Source organism: Paenibacillus sp. KN14-4R, from assembly GCF_052180255.1.
Classification (GTDB): Bacteria; Bacillota; Bacilli; order Paenibacillales; family NBRC-103111; genus Paenibacillus_AM.
The window spans coordinates 1,011,298-1,029,700 of the sequence record NZ_CP197466.1 but is presented as its reverse complement, the minus strand read 5'-3'; the positions used below and the strand labels follow the sequence as shown (position 1 = coordinate 1,029,700).

Sequence of the window (18,403 nt, the reverse complement as noted above, 5' to 3'; positions counted from 1 at the left end):
AAGGAGCTGAACCCTATGACTTACATCGGACCCGATGGCATTCTTGCGAAACGAAAGGCTTACTTTTATCCGTGTACGGCTCATTTTTACAAACAACCGCCGCAGCTTGTACGCGGCAGTATGCAGTATTTGTATGATGAACATGATAAGCAATATGTCGATTTTTTTGCAGGCGTATCCGTTGTTGCTTGTGGGCACTGTAATCCACAAATAACAAGTGCAACAATCAAGCAGCTCCAGCAATTACAGCACACAACGACGATTTATTTGACACAGCCGATGGTCGATTTATCCGAAAAAATGGCATCTGTCTTGCCAGATAAGCTTAATCGTACATTCTTTTGCAATAGTGGATCGGAGGCAAATGAAGGAGCCATGCTGCTCGCTCGTCTTCATACGGGTAAGAAAGAATTTATCGCGCTAGAAAATGGGCTGCACGGACGTACTTTTCTTACAATGGGCGTTACAGGCATTCCAATGTGGCGTGCTGACAATAGTTTGGACAGCATTGGTGTATCTTTCATACCAAGACCTTATGATGAGAAGCTTACACCTGAACAGGCCGCAACCCACTCACTTGAAGTGCTAAAGCAAGTATTGGAGGAAAAAGGGGATCAAATCGCGGCGATGATCGTTGAACCTATTCAAGGCAATGGCGGAATTATTGTTCCTGTGGATTGGTATTTCCTAGAGGTAAAAAAATTGCTTAACCAATATCATGTCCTGCTTATCGCAGATGAAATTCAGACTGGATTCGGTCGGACCGGTAAGATGTTCGCCATGGAACATTTCGATGTCGTTCCTGACATCATGACAATGGCAAAAGCACTTGGTAATGGTGTTCCCATCTCCTGCTTCGCCTCAACAGATCAGATTGCTGCGTCCTTTACAAAGCCATCTGCATCTACATTCGGCGGCAACCCTGTTTCTTCGGTTACGGCACTAGCTGTTCTCGATTATATCGAGCAGGAGAATCTGGCTGATCGTGCAGCAAGCTTGGGCACACAGATGAAAGAACAACTCCTTCAGATGAAACAGAAGTTCAGTATCATCTCTGATGTCCGAGGACTTGGGCTGATGATCGGGATGGAGATGTGTGCAGATGATCCTGCACAGGGTGCGGTTGTTGTCGATCAAATCTTGGAGACGATGAAAGATCGTGGTTTCATCATCGGGAAAAACGGCATTCATCGCAACGTTATCGCATTCCAACCGCCGCTTGTTCTAACGGAAGCCGATATCAATAACATGCTATCTGCGCTGGATGAAACGTTATATGGCCTATAAGGATTTACAACATTTTATTCAAGATTTGGATAAGCAGGGCCATCTTCATACGATTGATGTTGAAGTAGACAGTCATCTCGAAATTACCGAAATTACGGATCGTGTGTCTAAACGATACGGAAAAGCGCTTCTTTTTACAAATGTGAAACATTCACCCTATCCCGTCCTCATTAACAGTATGGGTTCTTATGAACGAATGGGACTTGCCCTTGGCATTGAGAGCCTGGATGATATAGCGGATGTGATGCAGGCATTTATGCGCTTGTGGGATCAAAACGATCTCAAGGATTATTTACCGAGAAAAATACAATCTGCCCCTTGCCAGCAGGTCGTTGAAGATCCTAATCTTGATGCACTGCCTATCCTGCACTGCTGGCCGCAAGATGGTGGCCGATCCATTACACTTCCACTTGTCATTACCAAAGATCCAGAAACCGGGCAGCAAAATGTGGGGATGTATCGCCTGCAAGTTTATGATAAAAGTACGACGGGCATTCACTGGCATTGGCATAAGGACGGACGAGAGACTTACGAGAAATATCGGAAACTTGGGCATCAAAGAATGCCGGTGGCCATCGCACTTGGTGGTGATCCTGCTCTCATCTATTCCGCGACTGCGCCATTGCCTAAGCAGATTGATGAGATGCTTTTTGCCGGATATTTACGTAAATCGCCTATTGAAGTGATCAAATGTGTAACGAGCGACATCGAAGTACCTTCGGATGCTGAGTTTATTCTGGAAGGTTACGTGGAGTTGGATGAAATGCGACTTGAAGGACCATTTGCCAATCATACCGGGTATTACTCAGTGGTCGACCCTTATCCTGTGTTCCATGTGGAGAAAGTGACACGCAAGATTAATCCTGTCTATCCAACGACGATTGTAGGTCAGCCTCCGCAAGAGAATTGCTACATCGCCAAGGCGACCGAACGAACCATGGTTCCTATCTTGAAAACCATCCTGCCTGAGATTGTAGACATCCATTTACCTTTGGAAGGTATATTCAATAACTGCGCGATCATCTCCATAAAAAAGGCCTATCCGAAGCATGCCCAAAAGGTGATGTATGCCCTATGGGGATTAAAGCACATGATGTTTACGAAGATGCTGATTATTGTAGATGAGAAAGTCAATCCGCATGACGTGTCCAAAGTGATGTGGAAAGTGTTCAACAATATCGATCCGAAGCGGGACTTAGTCATTTCGGAAGGACCGCTTGATACGCTCGATCATGCATCGAACACAGCTTTCTATGGTCACCGATTAGGTATTGATGCAACGAAGAAATGGGCTAGTGAAGGGCATACCCGGCATTGGCCAGATGACATCGACATGTCGGATGAGATAAAAAAGAAAGTAGATGAAAGATGGGTTGAGTATGGTTTTAAGTAGAATATATCAGAAGACCAAAATGTTCGGAGAATTGGTGATGTTCTCTCACACCTTATTCTCCCTTCCTTTTGCCATCATATCGATTGTATGGGCTGCTCACGGCATTCCGCCACTGTATGTCATGTTGTGGTCACTTATCGCATTAATCGGCGCTAGGAATGGAGCTAATGCATTTAACCGTCTAGTCGATAAACAATTCGATGCATTAAATCCGAGAACGGCACATCGACACTTACCTCGTATGCTGCTTAAGGATAAAGAAGTTGCGATCTTCATTATTTTGAACTACATCCTGTTCCTATTCGCGGCGTATATGCTTAATCCGTTATGCTTCGCCCTATCACCTATTGCCATTATCCTAATCTCCACTTATTCCTATACCAAGCGTTTCACATGGCTGTGCCATCTGTATTTAGGGTTCACAATCGCGTCTGCACCTGTTGGCGCATGGTTCGCTGTAACGGGACAATTCGCATTTACCCCCTTCATCTTAGGGACAATTATCATGCTGTGGATCGCAGGATTTGACATCATCTATGCAACCCAAGACATTGAGTTTGATCGAAAAAATGGCCTTTGGTCAATCCCCAGCATCTTCGGACTTGAGGATGCCCTATTCATCGCAAGAAGCTTGCATCTGATTATGATGCTGCTGCTCTTAAGCCTTTACTGGATTCAACATATGGGATGGATTTACTTGCTGGGGCTTGGTATTGCGCTTATCCTGCTCTTAACGGAGCACCGCGTTATTAAACCGAGTAATCGGAAGATGATGAAGCTTGCTTCCTATAAATTGAATCAAGTCATCAGTATGGTAATCCTGATTTGTACGATGACCGATTATTTTCTGTTTCATGCCTGAACAGGTAAAATGAGAATGGATAGAGTTATCAGAAAACATCTGAATCTCTATCCATTTTTTTGTTCTTTAAAAAGATGTACGAAAGACTAATCGTTTTTTACAAAGTTCCACTCTTGTACATATCAACCTTTCGCCAAATGACATATGCATAGAAATAGATAAACCAACTCTGGTTTATATGATCTGTAAGAGCTTGAATCGTACAACTCACTTTAAAATAATTTATGGAGTGATGGTGGTGGAGAAATATCAAATCGTTCCTTGGATCGATGACGTCTTATCCCCAGGAATCGTGGCTGAACAGTATGTTCCTCCCGAGTTAGAAATGCTGGCACGAGAGGTCATGACCCATTATGACATGCAGGTCTATGAAATGCTCTTGATTACCTCCAAGCCCGACAAAGGAGGAGCTATCTGGAAAATCGGCACAGACAAGGGTAATCTCAGTATAAAATGTTTGCATAGGCGGCCCAGAAGAAGTCTTTTCAGTGTAGGAGCTCAAGAATACATGTCCAAGTTAGGTTACCGAGTTCCATCCTTCATTCCGACGAAGGAAGGCAATCTGAGTATTGAAGCTGGTGGAAAGCTTTGGATCGTTACAGACTGGATCGAACCCCTGGTCCCAGTATCGAAAATCGATCTGGAAGGAGCTTCACAGCTGTGTTTTGGCTTGGGAGAATTCCATAAAAATTCCAAAGGTTATGTTCCACCCCGCGGATCAGAGAAATCCTCGCGCATCTACGGCTGGGGCAAATATTATGAAAAAATTATTGCCAAAATTGGCTGGTTCGAAGATCTCGCCCTGGCCTACTCGGAAACAGCAGCAAGCGCAAGCTTACTTGCTGTCATTGATGAATTCAAGCGACAGGCCAACGACATCTATCAACGCTTCCAAAACTCCCCTTACCCTCGTATGATTGCCAAAGGTGAAGCCCACTGGGGACTTGCCCATCAGGATTTTGGTTGGTCGAATGGACAGATGGGACCTGGCGGTATCTGGGTCATCGATTTAGATGGCGTTGCCTACGATCTGCCGATTCGTGATTTACGCAAGTTGATTACAAGCACGATGGACGATATGGGGGTCTGGGACTTGACCTGGATCCGTGGCATGATTGACGCTTACCATCAAGCCAATCCAATTGATCAAGAAACTTTTGAAATTTTGTGGATTGATATGGCTTTTCCAAACGAATTCTACAAGCATGTCAAAGAAATTGTGTTCAACCCTCTAGAATTCCTTGAGACAGATCTAGCGGCGATTCTTCAAAGAGTCCTGACAACAGAGCCGAGCAAATGGCAGGCTTTATCTGAACTAGAGAAGGATAAGATGAATTACCCTGCGGGTGACTACTCGACGGAAACAGTCGAACCTGAGATTATCTGGCGCCCAGCTGTTGTTCTTCCAGGTGACTTGTGGACTCCTATTTATTCTGATGCACCTCCGTCAGACCGTATTTCGGTTCCCTCTGAGTTTATTTCCAGCCCACCTGCGCCTACGATACCGATAATGCCTGCTTTCCAATTGCCTATGGCAGCAGATTCTGGGCCTACGCTGATCCAACTTCCAACAGTCAGACGAAAGAAAATTACACTACCATTACCTAAACGGCGCACAGCCAAAAAAACCAAAATCGTTAAAAAAGTTCGCGATATAAAACGAAAAAAACAAAAGAAACTAACGAAATGGAAAAGTGGATCACGTGTCAAAATTATCGGGGGCTTCCGAAAGTCGCCTGCTAAGAGAAAGGTTAAGCCTTTACTCCGTCCAAAGAAGAAACAAGTGAAGAAAAAGCTAGGGCTTAAGAAACCTATTAAACATGTAACGAAGCCTATTAAACAGGTAGCAAAGCCTATTCGAAAAAAGCCACAACTAGCACAACGGTCTAAGAAAGTGGCACCTCCATTGTTGAAAAAAGGCAGAATCAATCAAGTAAGAGGACTGCCTGAGAAAGGAAGCTGGTAACTTGTGAACGTTCTGATGATTTGTACAGAAAAGCTGCCTGTTCCCAACATTCGGGGGGGAGCTATCCAAACCTATATTGACGGTGTAGCCTCGCTGTTAAATAAACATCACAGAATTACCATTCTTGGAAGAACGGACCCTGCTTTACCAAATGATGAAGTTGTAAATGGTATTCGTTATGTGCGCGTTAAATCAGAAGGTTTACTTGAAGAATACGCTGCGGGAGTCCTCCAATTCCTAGAAAGTAATTCCGAATACTATCATATTATTCATATTTTCAACCGCCCCTTGCTGGTCCTACCTGTTCGAAATGTTGCGCCAACATCTCGCATTATTTTGAGCATGCATAACGATATGTTCAATCCGTTTAAGATTAAGCATAGCGAAGGAAATGCGGTGATAGATCAAACAGAGCGTATTATTACCATCAGTAATTATATTGGAAATGCCATCTGTGAGTTCTATCCTCATGCAGCAGGTAAAATTAAACCGATTTACTCCGGTGTTGATTTAGATCGCTTTGCTCCGTGGATGGAGTCAGAAAGTGTACGCAGAGCCCGTGAGAGCCTTAAAGCGGAATACAACCTCATCTCCAAAAAGGTCATATTGTTCGTTGGGCGGCTGACTCGCAACAAAGGACCTCATGTTTTAGTTCGTGCAATGTCAGGATTAATCCATTCGGATGCTGTCCTTGTCGTTGTAGGTGGCTCTTGGTTCAGCGACAACACAGTAAGTGATTATGTAGCTTATGTTAGAGCGCTTGCTGAACGATCACCAATACCGGTCATTACGACCGGCTATGTCCAGGCGCAGGACGTTCACCGTTGGTTCTGTGCAGGAGATGTATTTGTGTGTACGTCCATCTGGCAGGAACCTTTAGCTAGAGTACACTACGAAGCCATGGCCGCTGGTCTTCCTTTCCTCACAACAGCAAGAGGCGGTAATCCAGAAATTGTAATGAAAAATAACGGCTTGCTCATTAATAACCCGGAAGACCCGAAGGAATACGCACAAAAGCTGAATACGATGCTATCTGACCTAGGTCATGCACGTCAGATGGGTCTTAACGGCCGCAGACTGGCAGAAAGCAATTTCACATGGAACCGTGTTGCCCAGGAAATCCTTTCTGTCTGGGAACAAAGATAGTGAAACCTATGCATTATTTGCAAAGAAGGCTGTCCTGAAGTAGATAGATCTACTTCTAGACAGCCTTCTTTGCAAGCGATCGTCCGTTTCTACTTATACTTCTTCGGTTGTTTCTTCGTCTTCGTCGTCATCGTCATCGTCGTCGTTGTTATCGTCGTCGTCGTCATCGTCATCGTCGTCATCGTCGTCGTTGTTATCGTCGTCGTCATCGTCGTTGTCATCGTCGTTGTCATCGTCATCGTCATCGTCGTTGTCATCGTCATCTTCTTCTGACTCTTCTTCTACTGAGTCCTCTTCCTCTTCGTTCTCTTCGTCTTCTTCGTTCTCTTCGTCCACTTCGTCCTCTTCATCCACTTCACCAAACTCCAATTTTGATCCGTCTGGAAGCTCAACCTCAACTTCATCAACTTGGTCCCAATCAATGTCTGTCATGAGATCATTAATGTCGGCCAAATTAACTTTGTTTTTGTCTCCGTTTAAATATTCCAACGAAATCTTTTCAACGTCTTCATTCCCCTTTAAATAGTCGACCAATTTGTCTAGATTTTGCAAAATAACCATTCCTCTCACCCTAAATTTAGAAACATATATTGTCTCCATGTATACTATGATTTTTCGTACCCCCTGCTTAGGCTTTTAATAGAGTAGATTGGCGGATTATGTTTGTCCTGATCAGCGAATATCAACAAAACAACTACATATCAGCGTATTTTCCCTGTTAATCGCCCTTCCATTTCATAATTTTCATCATAAATTAATAATGTCGAAGGAGGTAAAAGCTAATGAAAGGATTAATTCTCTGTGCAGGCAAAGGTACTAGACTCCAACCATTTTCCAATATAAAACCTAAAGGTCTGCTTCCAGTCGCGAATAAACCCCTTATTTACTATGGAATCGAAAAACTAGTGGAACTAGGCATCAACGAGATCGGCATTGTGATCCGGCCTAATCTCCACAGTATGTTTATAGAGGAAGTAGGGTCTGGTGAGAGATGGGGTGTGAACATTATATATATATTCCAAAATAATCCTTTGGGTATTTCAGATGCTGTCAAATATGCCGAGTCTTTCATAGATGACGAACCTTTCGTGCTGCTTCTTGGAGATAATTTGATTACGCAAGATTTGCATGGCTTATGTCACGCAATAACACATGATAACCATGATGCAGCTATTCTTCTAAGAAAGGTGACCAATCCGAAAGATTTTGGCATTGCCGAAGTGAATGGAGATCATATTATTGGACTCGAAGAAAAGCCTTCCGTGCCCAAGTCTGATCTTGCGGTTCTGGGGGGCTATGCGTTTACACCTAGTATTTTTAAAGCGGTTCATGCGATTAGTCCTTCCGCCAGAGGCGAATACGAAATTACGGATGCCATTCAATGGCTGATCCATCAACACTATTCAGTGGCTTATCAAATGACAGATAAAAATTTCTCAGATGTCGGCACGATGGAGGGCTGGTTAGGTGCGAACATGTGGATGCTGCAGTTGATGGAAGAAGATGGATTACTTACAAATCGTACAGATTACGAAGGAACAACGTTAATCCCTCCTGTTTGTATTGACCCTAGTGCGGAAGTAATTAATTGTGTGATTGGACCTTATGTGACGATTGGACCTAATGTCAGACTCGAAAGCTGTACATTAGAGAACAGCATCATATTGGAGTACGCCATTCTGAATCCTCACCACTATCCGATGACAAACTCGATTATTAGTCCACAGTCGATGTTCGTTCAAGAGGACGGAGGCAAGCGAAAATGAACATTTTAATCATGGGAATGGGTTATGTCGGTGTTACGACAGGATTAGTATTCGCCGAATTAGGATGGAATGTGACAGGGTTAGATACGGATACGATGAAAATACAGGAATTGTCCAAGGGCAAGCTGTCATTCTATGAACCAGGGCTGGACCTCGTATTAGCGAAGCATTTGGCCTCCCAGCAAATAAGCTTTACCACATCACTCGAAACAGCAATACGTGAAAACTCAATCATTTTCCTATGTGTCGGTACCCCCTCTGACAAAGACGGAAGCGCTGATCTTCAAGCCGTACGCGGAGCAGCCAAAAGTATCGGAACCTACATGGATGACTATAAAATCATTACTGTGAAAAGCACAGTTCCTATAGAAACAAACCGTAAAGTTGTCGACTGGATCAAAGAATCACAGGATCATCCCTATCCGTTCGATGTTGTCTCCAACCCTGAGTTCCTACGTGAAGGCAGCGCGCTTTATGATTCACTGAATCCAGATCGCATTATTATAGGAAGCGATAATGATCAAGCTGCAAATGTCATCGTATCCTTATATGCCAAACTGACAGCACCCATTTTCATAACCACGCCTAGAACAGCAGAAATGATTAAATATGCATCGAACGCTTTCCTGGCTACGAAAATTTCCTATGTAAATGAATTATCAAGACTATGTGAAACACTGGAGGTCAATGTTTCCGACGTCACTGCGGGAATGGGCATGGATCACCGGATTGGCCCCCATTTCTTAAGGGCTGGGATAGGATACGGCGGTTCTTGCTTTCCGAAAGACAGTAAGGCACTCTTATTCACAGCGAAAGAGCAGAAGATTGAACTTCGTATTCTCGAAAAGGTCATTCACATCAATGACACGCAGTCCTCACACTATTTGAACATATGGGAGCAGAAGTTGGGAGGATTTAGCCATAAGACCGTTGCCATTCTTGGTATTTCCTTCAAACCAGATACGGATGATTTAAGAGAAGCCCCGTCCATATCCATTATTCAACAATTGCGAACGAAGCAAGCAAATCTCAGGGTACATGATCCAGTAGCCACGCTCCCAGCAGCTCTTCTGTCTGAAGAAATTCAACAATTCGATACCATTGAAATGACGCTGCAGCAATGTGACGCCATCCTTCTCTGTTCGGAATGGAAAGATTATATTGGTGCGGATTGGGCTAAATTACGGGCCAGCATGAACGATTATTTTGTTTTTGATGGAAGAAATATGCTAAATGGTAAGAAAATGAAAGAGCTGGGCTATTATTATTTTGGCATTGGAAATAGATAAACCGTGACACGATTGGAGGTTCTATGAATGAAAATACTCGTTACAGGAGCTGCCGGGTTTATCGGATCTCATCTTTGTGAAAAGCTTCTTCAAGATCCCAGACACGAAGTCATTGGCTTAGATGCGTTTGTTCAGCAGTCTCCAACTCCCGTTAAAGTAAGGGAATATAACCTACGTTTCTTACTCCCGCAAGACCGATTCACTTTCATCAATCAAAATTTGCTGCAGGTTCCATGGGATGAGGTTCTTCCTGGTGTTGATATCGTCTTCCACTTGGCTGGCATGCCAGGTGTACGCTCGAGCTGGGGGGCGGATTTCAAAACCTACGTCACCCATAACATCGAAGCCACCCAACGTCTGCTAGAAGGCTGCAGCAAGCATCCCGTCACCAAATTCATTTATGCATCGACATCTTCCGTTTATGGTGAGAAAACGGACCAAGTACACGAAACCGCTGCCACTGAGCCGCTATCCCCCTATGGGGTAAGTAAGTTAACAGGCGAGCAGCTGTGCAACGTGTATGCGCACCATGCTGGCATCCCGATCGTAATTCTGCGCTTCTTCACCGTTTACGGACCGAGACAGCGCCCTGATATGGCGTTTCATAAGTTTATCAGCCATATCAGGCAAGGTAAGCCGATCCCGATAAATGGCGATGGACTTCAAACACGGGACTTTACGTACGTGGCAGACTGTGTGGAGGCTATCGCAGCAGCAGTCTATGCGGAGAACATCATTGGCGAGACGATCAATATTGGAGGCAAAGAACGTGCATCTGTACTTGATTGCATTGCCATTCTTGAGGAGCTTTTTGCAAAAAAAATAGATAGGCAATTTATGAGCAAAGCCTCTGGTGAGCCGCGCCACACGTGGGCAAATATTTCCAAGGCACAAAGGCTTCTCGGCTACCAACCGAAAACCGATTTACGCAGCGGGCTTCACGCGGAAATGATGGATCTCTTTAAAACTCCTTTTTTGTGAAGGCGCAAGCCGGCAAGATTCACGATCGTACCCGCCAAATCTTGCAATTCGACCTCGCCAAGCATATCGCCATGATCGGACGCGTAAATAATGACCGTATTGTTCAGCTCATCTTTAAGTAGACAGGTTTAATAAATATACCGTTACTTGAAGGGGAGTTTTCTTTGTCAAAAAAAAGAGGACAAGCAACACCAAAGGGGGATAGCCTCTTTGGATTACTCATCCTTCGGATAGAATGTTTTTTATTAGGTTATTATTGAATCGTTACATGAGAAGGACCGACGTAAGCAGGTTTTCCTTGATAGGAAACTTTCACCCAACCTTTTTCATAACCTAGAACTTCCAACACCGTTCCTTGCGGAACTGCTGCATAAATCTTAGCATCATATGAAGCTCCTGCACGAACATTGAGAGAATATGCAGTAACTGTTGCTTGCTGCACAGCTGCAGGCTTCTCTACTTCAACCGGTTTAACTGGAGGTGTCGTTACTTCTGTTGGTTTCTTTTCTTCGGTAACAACAGGTGGAGCTGCTTTTAGTGCTGCGTTTAATTCATGATAGAATTGGCCTTTTGTTTTCACATCAGTAGATTGATTAAGAGTTACTTTCGCTTTTTGTGTGAGTTCTGTAACTTCTTCTTTGGTTACTGCATCTGTAATGTTAATGGACGCGATGTTCGTATATTTACCGTCATCTGTTTTCGGTACACTTAGGATACCTTTGTTGATCAACTCAACGACATCTGCACGCTCAGGTGCTTTCGTATCTACACCAATAATTTTCCAATTATCCATTACTTTCGGCTCGTATACACCGTTCTTCACTTCTTTCAGGTAAGCAATTGCACGGTTACGGATCGTCCCGCCTGTTTCACCAAAAGCACTTTCATCTTTAGATGACCACGGATGTTCGAACTTACGTCCTTCTAACGCGCCGCCTTTTGCCTGAAGAGCTTCCATTCTGTAAGCATTCATACCTAGAGTTAAGTTATCTGTAGCTTTAATGGACGTACCATCCATTTTACGCAGGTTTGTAATGCGATCGCCATAAGGCTTAGTTAGGTCAATCTCATATTTCACGCCACCGAAGAAATCATTCGTGCTGTATTTGGAAGCACGACGCTTCTTATCAAAACTAACGGTTACATCACCAGGACGTGTGGAGTTGAAATAGCCAACTGCCCATTCCATGTAATCTTTTAGATCTTTACCTGTTACTTTATAGTTCGTGATTTCGCCAAGTGCGAATTGATAGTTGTAGGCAATGTCTTTCTTCTTAATCGGACCTACGTCTAGGCGCGCTTTGTCATTATCGATTTGGTGAGCCACTACGTCGGCTTTACTGTAATGCAGCATCACTTCGCTGAAAAAGTCAGACAATGGTGTTTCTTGAATTTGTACACTTGGAATACCTTCAATTTCGTTTTTCGGAACAAGGTTCATTCCTTTAAGCTCAGCCACAACGATATTCGCATCTGCACGAGCAAATTCGTGGAAAGGCTTCAGCGTAGCTTCTAGTCCTGTATCTGACTCCGCAGTTGTACCATCTGCCTCTTTAACAGGCAAAGCCGTAACTGTTTTGTTTTTCAGTACCATCTTGCCGCCTTCTTTAGCGAAAGTCAGGTCGATGCGGGAAATATGCGTACCGTATTTATCAGGTTCTGTAATCAGAACACCATTCACTTCTTCTTTTTTAACTAGTTTGTGCATGTGTCCGGCAAAAATAGCTGTTAATTCTGGATTTGCATTGGCAACGTCGGCTACGCCAGTACCCGGTTTACCGTTCTCATTTTCCAGACCCATGTGCATGAGACCGATCATTGCATCCACTTTGCCATCCAACTCTTTTACGGCTTTCTTCGTCTCATCGACTGGATTTTTGAACACGATCCCATCGACATGATCCGTACCTTTCTCAAACTCAGCCGTCATCGGCGTATCCATACCAATAATTCCAATTTTCACACCTGCGCGTTCAATCACAGTCGAAGCTGGTAAGAACCGTTCGCCATTCGTTTTATAAACGTTACCTGCGAGGATCGGTCCTTTATACTGACTGCTGATCTTCTCAAGTGTGTTCAGACCAAAGTTGAACTCATGATTACCTAATGCCCAAGCGTCATAACCCATTTCAGTCATCGCAACCATCATTGGGGATTTGGGTTGATCATTAAACAGCTCTGCAGAGTTATCCTGAATGCTATCTCCTGCATCAAGTAGAATCGTGTTCGGATTCTCGGCACGTACTTTTTTAATAATGGTGAACAGTTGCGTTAAACTTCCATTCTTATTCGCGCCGTCAAGTGCATAGTCCCAAGGCATAAAGCGGCCGTGAATATCGGACGTACCGAGCAGCGTGATTTTGACATCCTCATTCTTAGCAGCCTCGGCAGCCTTAGCTGGAGCTGGAATACCTGCAAACACAGCAGCAGCAAGTGTAACGGTTAACCCTAGACTGAAGCATTTTTGGATCGTTTTCATCGGATTCATTTGTAGTAAGTCTCCTTTATACAGTAGATTAAGTATGCGCTTACAGTTATTCACATTTTAATTCTATTTTTCTGGAAATGTTCCGTAAATCTATTGAATATTAAGTTATTGTGAATCTTTATTGTAGACCAATTGATGGTAAATTAACAACCCTTTTACTCACAATCTATTAAGAAAACTACCAAACTTATTGAATTCCTTTCGTTTCGGGGAAGAGGTCTTCAACTTTTTTCAGTACAATTTGATGTTCTTGAAGCTTCCGCTCAAGAGAAGTCTGATCTGGCAGCTCTTCCACTTCACCATTTACCGTATTTAACACCCCGTACTTAGTTGCTTGATTGATGACTTGCTTATAAATGACCACATCATTATTCCATCCAACTTCCTGAATATCATCTGGAATGTAAGTTATCTTCTTGTTTCCTGCATCACCTTTCCTACTAATTACTCGAGCATGAACACTCACTTTACTGACTTCATATTGATTCGGCAAAAAAATCGTACCCACATGATCTGCCTGCATTTGATCTACAATCGATTCAGCACACCCTTTTACAATGAAAAAAGGTGATACCACTACGACAATGAAAATACAAAGATGCAGCCAATTCCTACGGCGAATACCCAAGTCCAAATCCGCTCACCCCAATAAAATACCAATCTCATTATATGTAAAATTATAACAGAAAAAGATGCTTTAAACTCTAATTCAGGTTTAAGCATCTTTTTAATGATCGCGCGCGGAAAAATATCGCCAAATATGTGCTAAATCTTCATGCGCTTCATAAGTATTGAGCTGTGTAATAATATCGCGTGCTTTGTCCATATACACGTCACTTCGCTCTATGACCTTCTCCATCACGCCACTCTCACGGATCGCTTTAATGACATCCTGCGTCTCCTCAGGTGCTGTATCCGCGTGAATAGATCGAATGCGGGGGGCAAGCTCTGGATCTTGCAAGGCATATAATACTGGCAATGTTACTTGCCCATTCATTAAGTCTGTTCCAGCTGGTTTCCCTAATTGAGCAGAGGATTGCGTAAAATCAAGGACATCATCTTTAATTTGAAAAGCCATACCTAAATTCTCACCAAAAGCATACAAAAGCTCCACGACCTTGGGATCGGCTTTAGCGGCTTGTGCCCCAATTTGCAGACAAGCTGCCATGAGAATAGCTGTTTTATTGTTGCTTTTATCTAAATATGTTTCCATCGGAATGTCATAGTTATATTGATTGTTAAGTTGTTGATACTCCCCCAAGCAAAGCTTGCTTGTCGTAATACCCGATAGCTCTTGAATGAATTGCTGCCCATCTTCACCATACTTCGTTAATAGTTCGACAACACGCGCCATTAAGTAATTAGCGACATGTACGGCCTTATTCACGTCTGTAGCTTTATGCAGGGCTTGCTGCCCTCTGCGCATATCCGACTCATCAATGATATCATCATGGATAAGAGAAGCGACATGAATCAGCTCTGCCGCAGCAGCTAACTGCAGTACTTGCGCTTTACTTGCTTCTTGTCCAAATCGACTGCCTACAATAACCAGCATAGGACGAATTCGTTTACCACCTGATGCAACCAGATCCGCTACACTCTTTTGAATAATTGATTGTCTTGGCACATCGCGGTCATGCTTCACAATGCGAAGCATTTCTTTATCAATTCGTGTGATATCGATATTTAATGCTTCAGATAGCTTCATTGTTCACCCTCACATAGCTTTTAGTCAAAAATTGTTGGAATCGTTGAGACAATAAGTATTCTTTTTTGTCCCCTTGAACCCGGGATATCTGAATTTGCTTGTGTACAGGAGCTAAAAAAGTGAGTAGGTCAAAGTTTCTCCATTTTAGCGCCAAATCATAATACATACTGCACAAGTAATCGCCGTCCAAAATATGTTTTGTCAATTGCCCGTCTGTCAAATTTAATCCATGGTGTTTATTTAGAGACATATGAAGCAGGATAAAACAACCAAGCAGATGCATTCGTTCTGCGCAGTCTATTTGGTACGATCCAATCAATTGTGCCATATTGTTAACAGCACGATAATCTGGGGTTAAAGTAACTTGTGCCTCTTGAGATAAAGCATGCTGCAGCATTTGAATAGTTTCTTGAACCAACGGATTATTAAGTGATTTCATCATGTCTCCCCCCTAGGAATAGAAAGGAGTAATGTACAGCTAATCACCGCCCACATTACTCCTCTCCGATCAACAAAGTCTATTCAAATCGTCAGCTGAATTAGTCAGCGAACAGGTACCATTTTTTGATAAGAGGAATCTTCTTCCAAATACGCTTCAAGCGTGGCAATAGATAGTAGTCTAGGGATAATACGCTGCCAGAACCGCCAATAAGTGCGATAGCTGCGAAGATGTACCATAGCATTTCATAAGGTGCCATACCTGATGTGTAAATCATAAGACCCATTGCAATCGTTCCTAGCGCTGCAAGCGGTGTGAACAAGCCTGCGATCAACATCAAGCCGAACACGATTTCACCGACCACCATACCTGTTTGGAAAATAGTAGCGAGTGCCGTAAATCCACCATCCGCATTGTAGAAAAATAAATCCATCGTACCTTTAACCATACTTGCGATAAAATCTGGAACCGGAAGCGCTGCAACTGCATTTGCTGCTTCATGCGCTGCACCTGCAGCACCTTCTACCGCTTGAGATGCTGCGGAAGCACCATCAACTACTTTGGCTGGAATCAAGAAAATGTTGTTCGGATCGTCCATAACCTTGCCAATTTTCTTAAGTCCTTCCGTTAACCACATCGCACCGACAAAAATCCGAAGCGGAACTAACCAGAAGTTCGGTGTACGTTTTGATAACAAGCCGCCAACGAAAGTACGGTTGTTTTTTGCGTGGAAAAATTCATGCATCATGTACGAGTAACATTTGTTAAAACCAACAACCTGGAACAAGTAGAACAAATTAATGAAATGTTTAAAGAACATTGCTAAGAATCCGCTGAACATAAACATTTTTTTACCCGTACCGATGTTAGCAACACCGTAGCGTCCACCAATACATACCATCGTTCCATGGAAGGTAGGCTTGTATGATTTTTTAGCTAAATTATGAGCGTCTGCATGAATGTTGTTCGCAATGATCGGTGCAGCAAGTTCTGCATTCTCAACCATTTGCGGGACAGGTCTTTCTTCACCCTCAGGGATATAGAAAATGTTATCTCCGACAACGAATACGTTTTTATGATCAATACTTTGCAGCTTGTCATTTGTCACGATACGTTTTCTGCCTTGCTGAGATACATCAAGATTTCCAACTAAATCGGAACCCTCGACACCTGCAGTCCATATAACCGTTCTGGAGTTGATTGCGCCTTTATCTCCAAGAATGACGGAGTTTTCAGTTACACCGCTAATTTGTGTACCTGTAATAACTTCGATCCCAAGCTTGTCTAGACGTTTTTGCGCTTTTTGAATCAACTTGTCTGGCAAGATCGGCAAGATTTTAGGCGCCATATCTGCAACAACCAGTCGCACTTCAGATGGGTCTACATAGAACTCTTGGCACAGCTGCTCTTTGTATTCACCAAGTTCACCAATCATCTCGATACCTGTAAAACCAGCACCAACTACCACGAAGGTAAGCATTTCTGCACGAACTTTGGGATCTGTTTGTTTGGTTCCTTCCATAAACATGTTACGGATTTGGTGTTTTAAAGTAACTGCATTTTCAAACGACCAAAGTGAGAATGCATGCTCCTCAGCACCTGGAATACCGAAGAAAGATGGCTTACATCCCGTACCGATAACCAAGTAGTCATAGTTGTAAGTTTTGGAATCAGATTGAAGTTTGTTTCCTTTAAAATCGATGTTTTGAATTTCATCCAAAACGACATCCACTTTGCGACCTGCAAAAATTTTCTTCAAGTCGATTTTAATGGAATCTTCCTCTACCCGGCATGCTGCAACCTCATGAAGCTCAGTTAACAGTGTGTGGTAAGGTTTTCTATCAATAAGCGTGATCTTGAAATCCGTGTCATTTTTAAATTTCTTAGCTAATTTCTTAGCTGTAAGGACACCGCCATATCCTCCGCCTAATACTATGATGTTTTTCACAATTTTTCACCTCTTGGGTTTTTTTAGGAAATGACTTGTAGAAAACCTCAAGCGCAAACACGGTTTTCTCGTATTTGCGCTTGAAATGTAGTAACTCAAATCATGTACCTAGATTTATTTATTACTTCGCATTCTTCAACGCTTCTGCCGCTAATTCAAAGAAATCTTTAACGGTAATGGAAACACCAGATATTGCATCTGTTTTACCATCACCCTTAAGCGCAATTGCTTTTGGATCTTGTTTTTCCATTAAGAACTGCTCAGCTTTTTCAGCTTGCTCATACCATTCGCCTTGCGCTTTAGCTTTTTCTTTCATGCCGTACTTGCCAGCTTTATCTAAAGTTTTCTTATCGTCGCCGCCATCTTTGTTCACACCGTTCCAGTTAACGGCAACGATATTACCATTTAATACAGTCATGTCCACTGTGTACTTCCAGCCATCAGTAAATGCTGCTTGTTCAGCGTGGTAAGCACCGTCTTTGTATGGACCCGTTTTAGCAGGGCCAGCTTCTAGAGCTTTTGCAGCAAGCGCTGTGAAGTCTTTAACTTTGATCGATACGCCAGATACTGCATCTGTGTGACCTTCGTCATCTTTTAAAGCGATTGCAGCAACATCTTGCTTCTCAACTAAGAACTTCTCAACTTTCTCAGCTTGCACATGCCATTCTGATTGAGCTTTTCCTTTTTCTTTCATGCCGTATTTACCCGTTTTGGAAAGCTCTTTTTTATCAGGGCCTCCTTTTTTGTCAACTTCCGTCCAGTTGACGTCCGTAATTTTACCGCCTTTAACCTGTAGTACAATCGCGCCTTTCAAGCCTTTTTCATCATATTGACCTTCAGCGTAGTAAGCGCCGTCTTTGTATTTACCTTGAACAGCAGTTTGGGATGATGGAGATGGTGAAGCAGCTGCACCTTTATCAGCACTTTCGCCACAACCTGCAAGCAAACCGATAATTAATACACTAGCAAATAATGTCGATAATTTTTTCATTGTGTATGTTCCCCCCGCTTCTATGTTTGAGGATATTGTAACATGTTTCACAAGTGACTCATGTAAAAAAAATCACAGACTTATTTGATAGATCGCCAACCCATTGATACATCAGCATTTTGTAAAGAAAAAAGCATGA

The 18,403-nt window shown here is 43.0% G+C and carries 15 protein-coding genes; 8 read left to right on the top strand and 7 right to left on the bottom strand.

Annotated features, from left to right (window positions below; genetic code table 11):
- Positions 1 to 15 precede the first annotated feature (15 nt).
- The 5 genes from ACSBOP_RS04995 (at position 16) to ACSBOP_RS04975 (ending at position 6,654) form a co-directional block, all read left to right on the top strand.
- Positions 16 to 1,287 carry an aspartate aminotransferase family protein gene (locus tag ACSBOP_RS04995; protein WP_442603341.1) on the top strand — a complete coding sequence of 424 codons (1,272 nt, stop codon included), beginning with the start codon at positions 16 to 18 and terminating at the stop codon, positions 1,285 to 1,287.
- On the top strand, positions 1,277 to 2,680 hold the full coding sequence (locus ACSBOP_RS04990; RefSeq protein WP_442603340.1) for a menaquinone biosynthesis decarboxylase: 1,404 nt from the start codon (positions 1,277 to 1,279) through the stop codon (positions 2,678 to 2,680). Before ACSBOP_RS04995 ends, ACSBOP_RS04990 begins: the two co-directional genes overlap by 11 nt.
- The gene (locus tag ACSBOP_RS04985) at positions 2,667 to 3,542 is read left to right on the top strand and encodes a UbiA-like polyprenyltransferase (RefSeq protein WP_442603339.1); all 876 of its coding nucleotides are present in this window, start codon (positions 2,667 to 2,669) and stop codon (positions 3,540 to 3,542) included. The genes ACSBOP_RS04990 and ACSBOP_RS04985 overlap by 14 nt, the downstream gene beginning before the upstream one ends.
- A gap of 238 nt (positions 3,543 to 3,780) precedes the next feature.
- Positions 3,781 to 5,508: a CotS family spore coat protein gene (locus ACSBOP_RS04980; protein WP_442603338.1), complete on the top strand. Its 1,728-nt coding sequence runs from the start codon at positions 3,781 to 3,783 to the stop codon at positions 5,506 to 5,508.
- Between the two features lie 3 nt (positions 5,509 to 5,511).
- A complete protein-coding gene (locus tag ACSBOP_RS04975) occupies positions 5,512 to 6,654 on the top strand; it encodes a glycosyltransferase family 4 protein (RefSeq protein WP_442603337.1) in 1,143 nt (380 codons plus the stop codon).
- A gap of 93 nt (positions 6,655 to 6,747) precedes the next feature.
- On the opposite strand, the gene ACSBOP_RS04970 is transcribed toward ACSBOP_RS04975, so the two are convergent.
- The gene (locus ACSBOP_RS04970) at positions 6,748 to 7,215 is read right to left on the bottom strand and encodes a hypothetical protein (protein WP_442603336.1); all 468 of its coding nucleotides are present in this window, start codon (positions 7,213 to 7,215) and stop codon (positions 6,748 to 6,750) included.
- Positions 7,216 to 7,436: 221 nt separating this feature from the next.
- Between ACSBOP_RS04970 and ACSBOP_RS04965 the strand changes: the two genes are divergently transcribed.
- From ACSBOP_RS04965 to ACSBOP_RS04955, 3 genes are read left to right on the top strand one after another with little or no spacing between them, the layout of a single operon-like run.
- Positions 7,437 to 8,420, top strand: coding sequence for a sugar phosphate nucleotidyltransferase (locus tag ACSBOP_RS04965; RefSeq protein ID WP_442603335.1), 984 nt, complete (start codon positions 7,437 to 7,439; stop codon positions 8,418 to 8,420).
- Complete coding sequence (locus ACSBOP_RS04960) at positions 8,417 to 9,709, top strand: UDP-glucose dehydrogenase family protein (protein WP_442603334.1); 1,293 nt, start codon at positions 8,417 to 8,419, stop codon at positions 9,707 to 9,709. The genes ACSBOP_RS04965 and ACSBOP_RS04960 overlap by 4 nt, the downstream gene beginning before the upstream one ends.
- A 27-nt stretch (positions 9,710 to 9,736) precedes the next feature.
- On the top strand, positions 9,737 to 10,690 hold the full coding sequence (locus ACSBOP_RS04955; RefSeq protein WP_442603333.1) for an NAD-dependent epimerase/dehydratase family protein: 954 nt from the start codon (positions 9,737 to 9,739) through the stop codon (positions 10,688 to 10,690).
- A gap of 253 nt (positions 10,691 to 10,943) precedes the next feature.
- On the opposite strand, the gene ACSBOP_RS04950 is transcribed toward ACSBOP_RS04955, so the two are convergent.
- The 6 genes from ACSBOP_RS04950 to ACSBOP_RS04925 all read right to left on the bottom strand — a co-directional run bounded on the left by ACSBOP_RS04950 (position 10,944) and on the right by ACSBOP_RS04925 (position 18,264).
- On the bottom strand, positions 10,944 to 13,169 hold the full coding sequence (locus ACSBOP_RS04950) for a 5'-nucleotidase C-terminal domain-containing protein (RefSeq protein ID WP_442604382.1): 2,226 nt from the start codon (positions 13,167 to 13,169) through the stop codon (positions 10,944 to 10,946).
- Between the two features lie 196 nt (positions 13,170 to 13,365).
- Positions 13,366 to 13,812, bottom strand: a complete 447-nt coding sequence (locus tag ACSBOP_RS04945; protein ID WP_442603332.1) for a hypothetical protein — start codon at positions 13,810 to 13,812, stop codon at positions 13,366 to 13,368.
- Positions 13,813 to 13,905: 93 nt separating this feature from the next.
- Complete coding sequence (locus tag ACSBOP_RS04940; protein ID WP_442603331.1) at positions 13,906 to 14,886, bottom strand: polyprenyl synthetase family protein; 981 nt, start codon at positions 14,884 to 14,886, stop codon at positions 13,906 to 13,908.
- Positions 14,873 to 15,328: a hypothetical protein gene (locus ACSBOP_RS04935; RefSeq protein WP_442603330.1), complete on the bottom strand. Its 456-nt coding sequence runs from the start codon at positions 15,326 to 15,328 to the stop codon at positions 14,873 to 14,875. Before ACSBOP_RS04935 ends, ACSBOP_RS04940 begins: the two co-directional genes overlap by 14 nt.
- A gap of 97 nt (positions 15,329 to 15,425) precedes the next feature.
- Positions 15,426 to 17,273: an FAD-dependent oxidoreductase gene (locus tag ACSBOP_RS04930; RefSeq protein ID WP_442603329.1), complete on the bottom strand. Its 1,848-nt coding sequence runs from the start codon at positions 17,271 to 17,273 to the stop codon at positions 15,426 to 15,428.
- A gap of 121 nt (positions 17,274 to 17,394) precedes the next feature.
- Complete coding sequence (locus tag ACSBOP_RS04925) at positions 17,395 to 18,264, bottom strand: FMN-binding protein (RefSeq protein WP_442603328.1); 870 nt, start codon at positions 18,262 to 18,264, stop codon at positions 17,395 to 17,397.
- Positions 18,265 to 18,403: the final 139 nt, after the last annotated feature.

Bases quoted from the DNA above. Each gene is read 5' to 3' on its own strand.
- ACSBOP_RS04995 (WP_442603341.1), top strand. From the start codon at position 16: ATGACTTACATCGGACCCGATGGCATTCTTGCGAAACGAAAGGCTTAC.
- ACSBOP_RS04990 (WP_442603340.1), top strand. From the start codon at position 1,277: ATGGCCTATAAGGATTTACAACATTTTATTCAAGATTTGGATAAGCAG.
- ACSBOP_RS04985 (WP_442603339.1), top strand. From the start codon at position 2,667: ATGGTTTTAAGTAGAATATATCAGAAGACCAAAATGTTCGGAGAATTG.
- ACSBOP_RS04970 (WP_442603336.1), bottom strand. From the start codon at position 7,215: ATGGTTATTTTGCAAAATCTAGACAAATTGGTCGACTATTTAAAGGGG.
- ACSBOP_RS04965 (WP_442603335.1), top strand. From the start codon at position 7,437: ATGAAAGGATTAATTCTCTGTGCAGGCAAAGGTACTAGACTCCAACCA.
- ACSBOP_RS04960 (WP_442603334.1), top strand. From the start codon at position 8,417: ATGAACATTTTAATCATGGGAATGGGTTATGTCGGTGTTACGACAGGA.
- ACSBOP_RS04955 (WP_442603333.1), top strand. From the start codon at position 9,737: ATGAAAATACTCGTTACAGGAGCTGCCGGGTTTATCGGATCTCATCTT.
- ACSBOP_RS04950 (WP_442604382.1), bottom strand. From the start codon at position 13,169: ATGAAAACGATCCAAAAATGCTTCAGTCTAGGGTTAACCGTTACACTT.
- ACSBOP_RS04940 (WP_442603331.1), bottom strand. From the start codon at position 14,886: ATGAAGCTATCTGAAGCATTAAATATCGATATCACACGAATTGATAAA.
- ACSBOP_RS04935 (WP_442603330.1), bottom strand. From the start codon at position 15,328: ATGATGAAATCACTTAATAATCCGTTGGTTCAAGAAACTATTCAAATG.
- ACSBOP_RS04925 (WP_442603328.1), bottom strand. From the start codon at position 18,264: ATGAAAAAATTATCGACATTATTTGCTAGTGTATTAATTATCGGTTTG.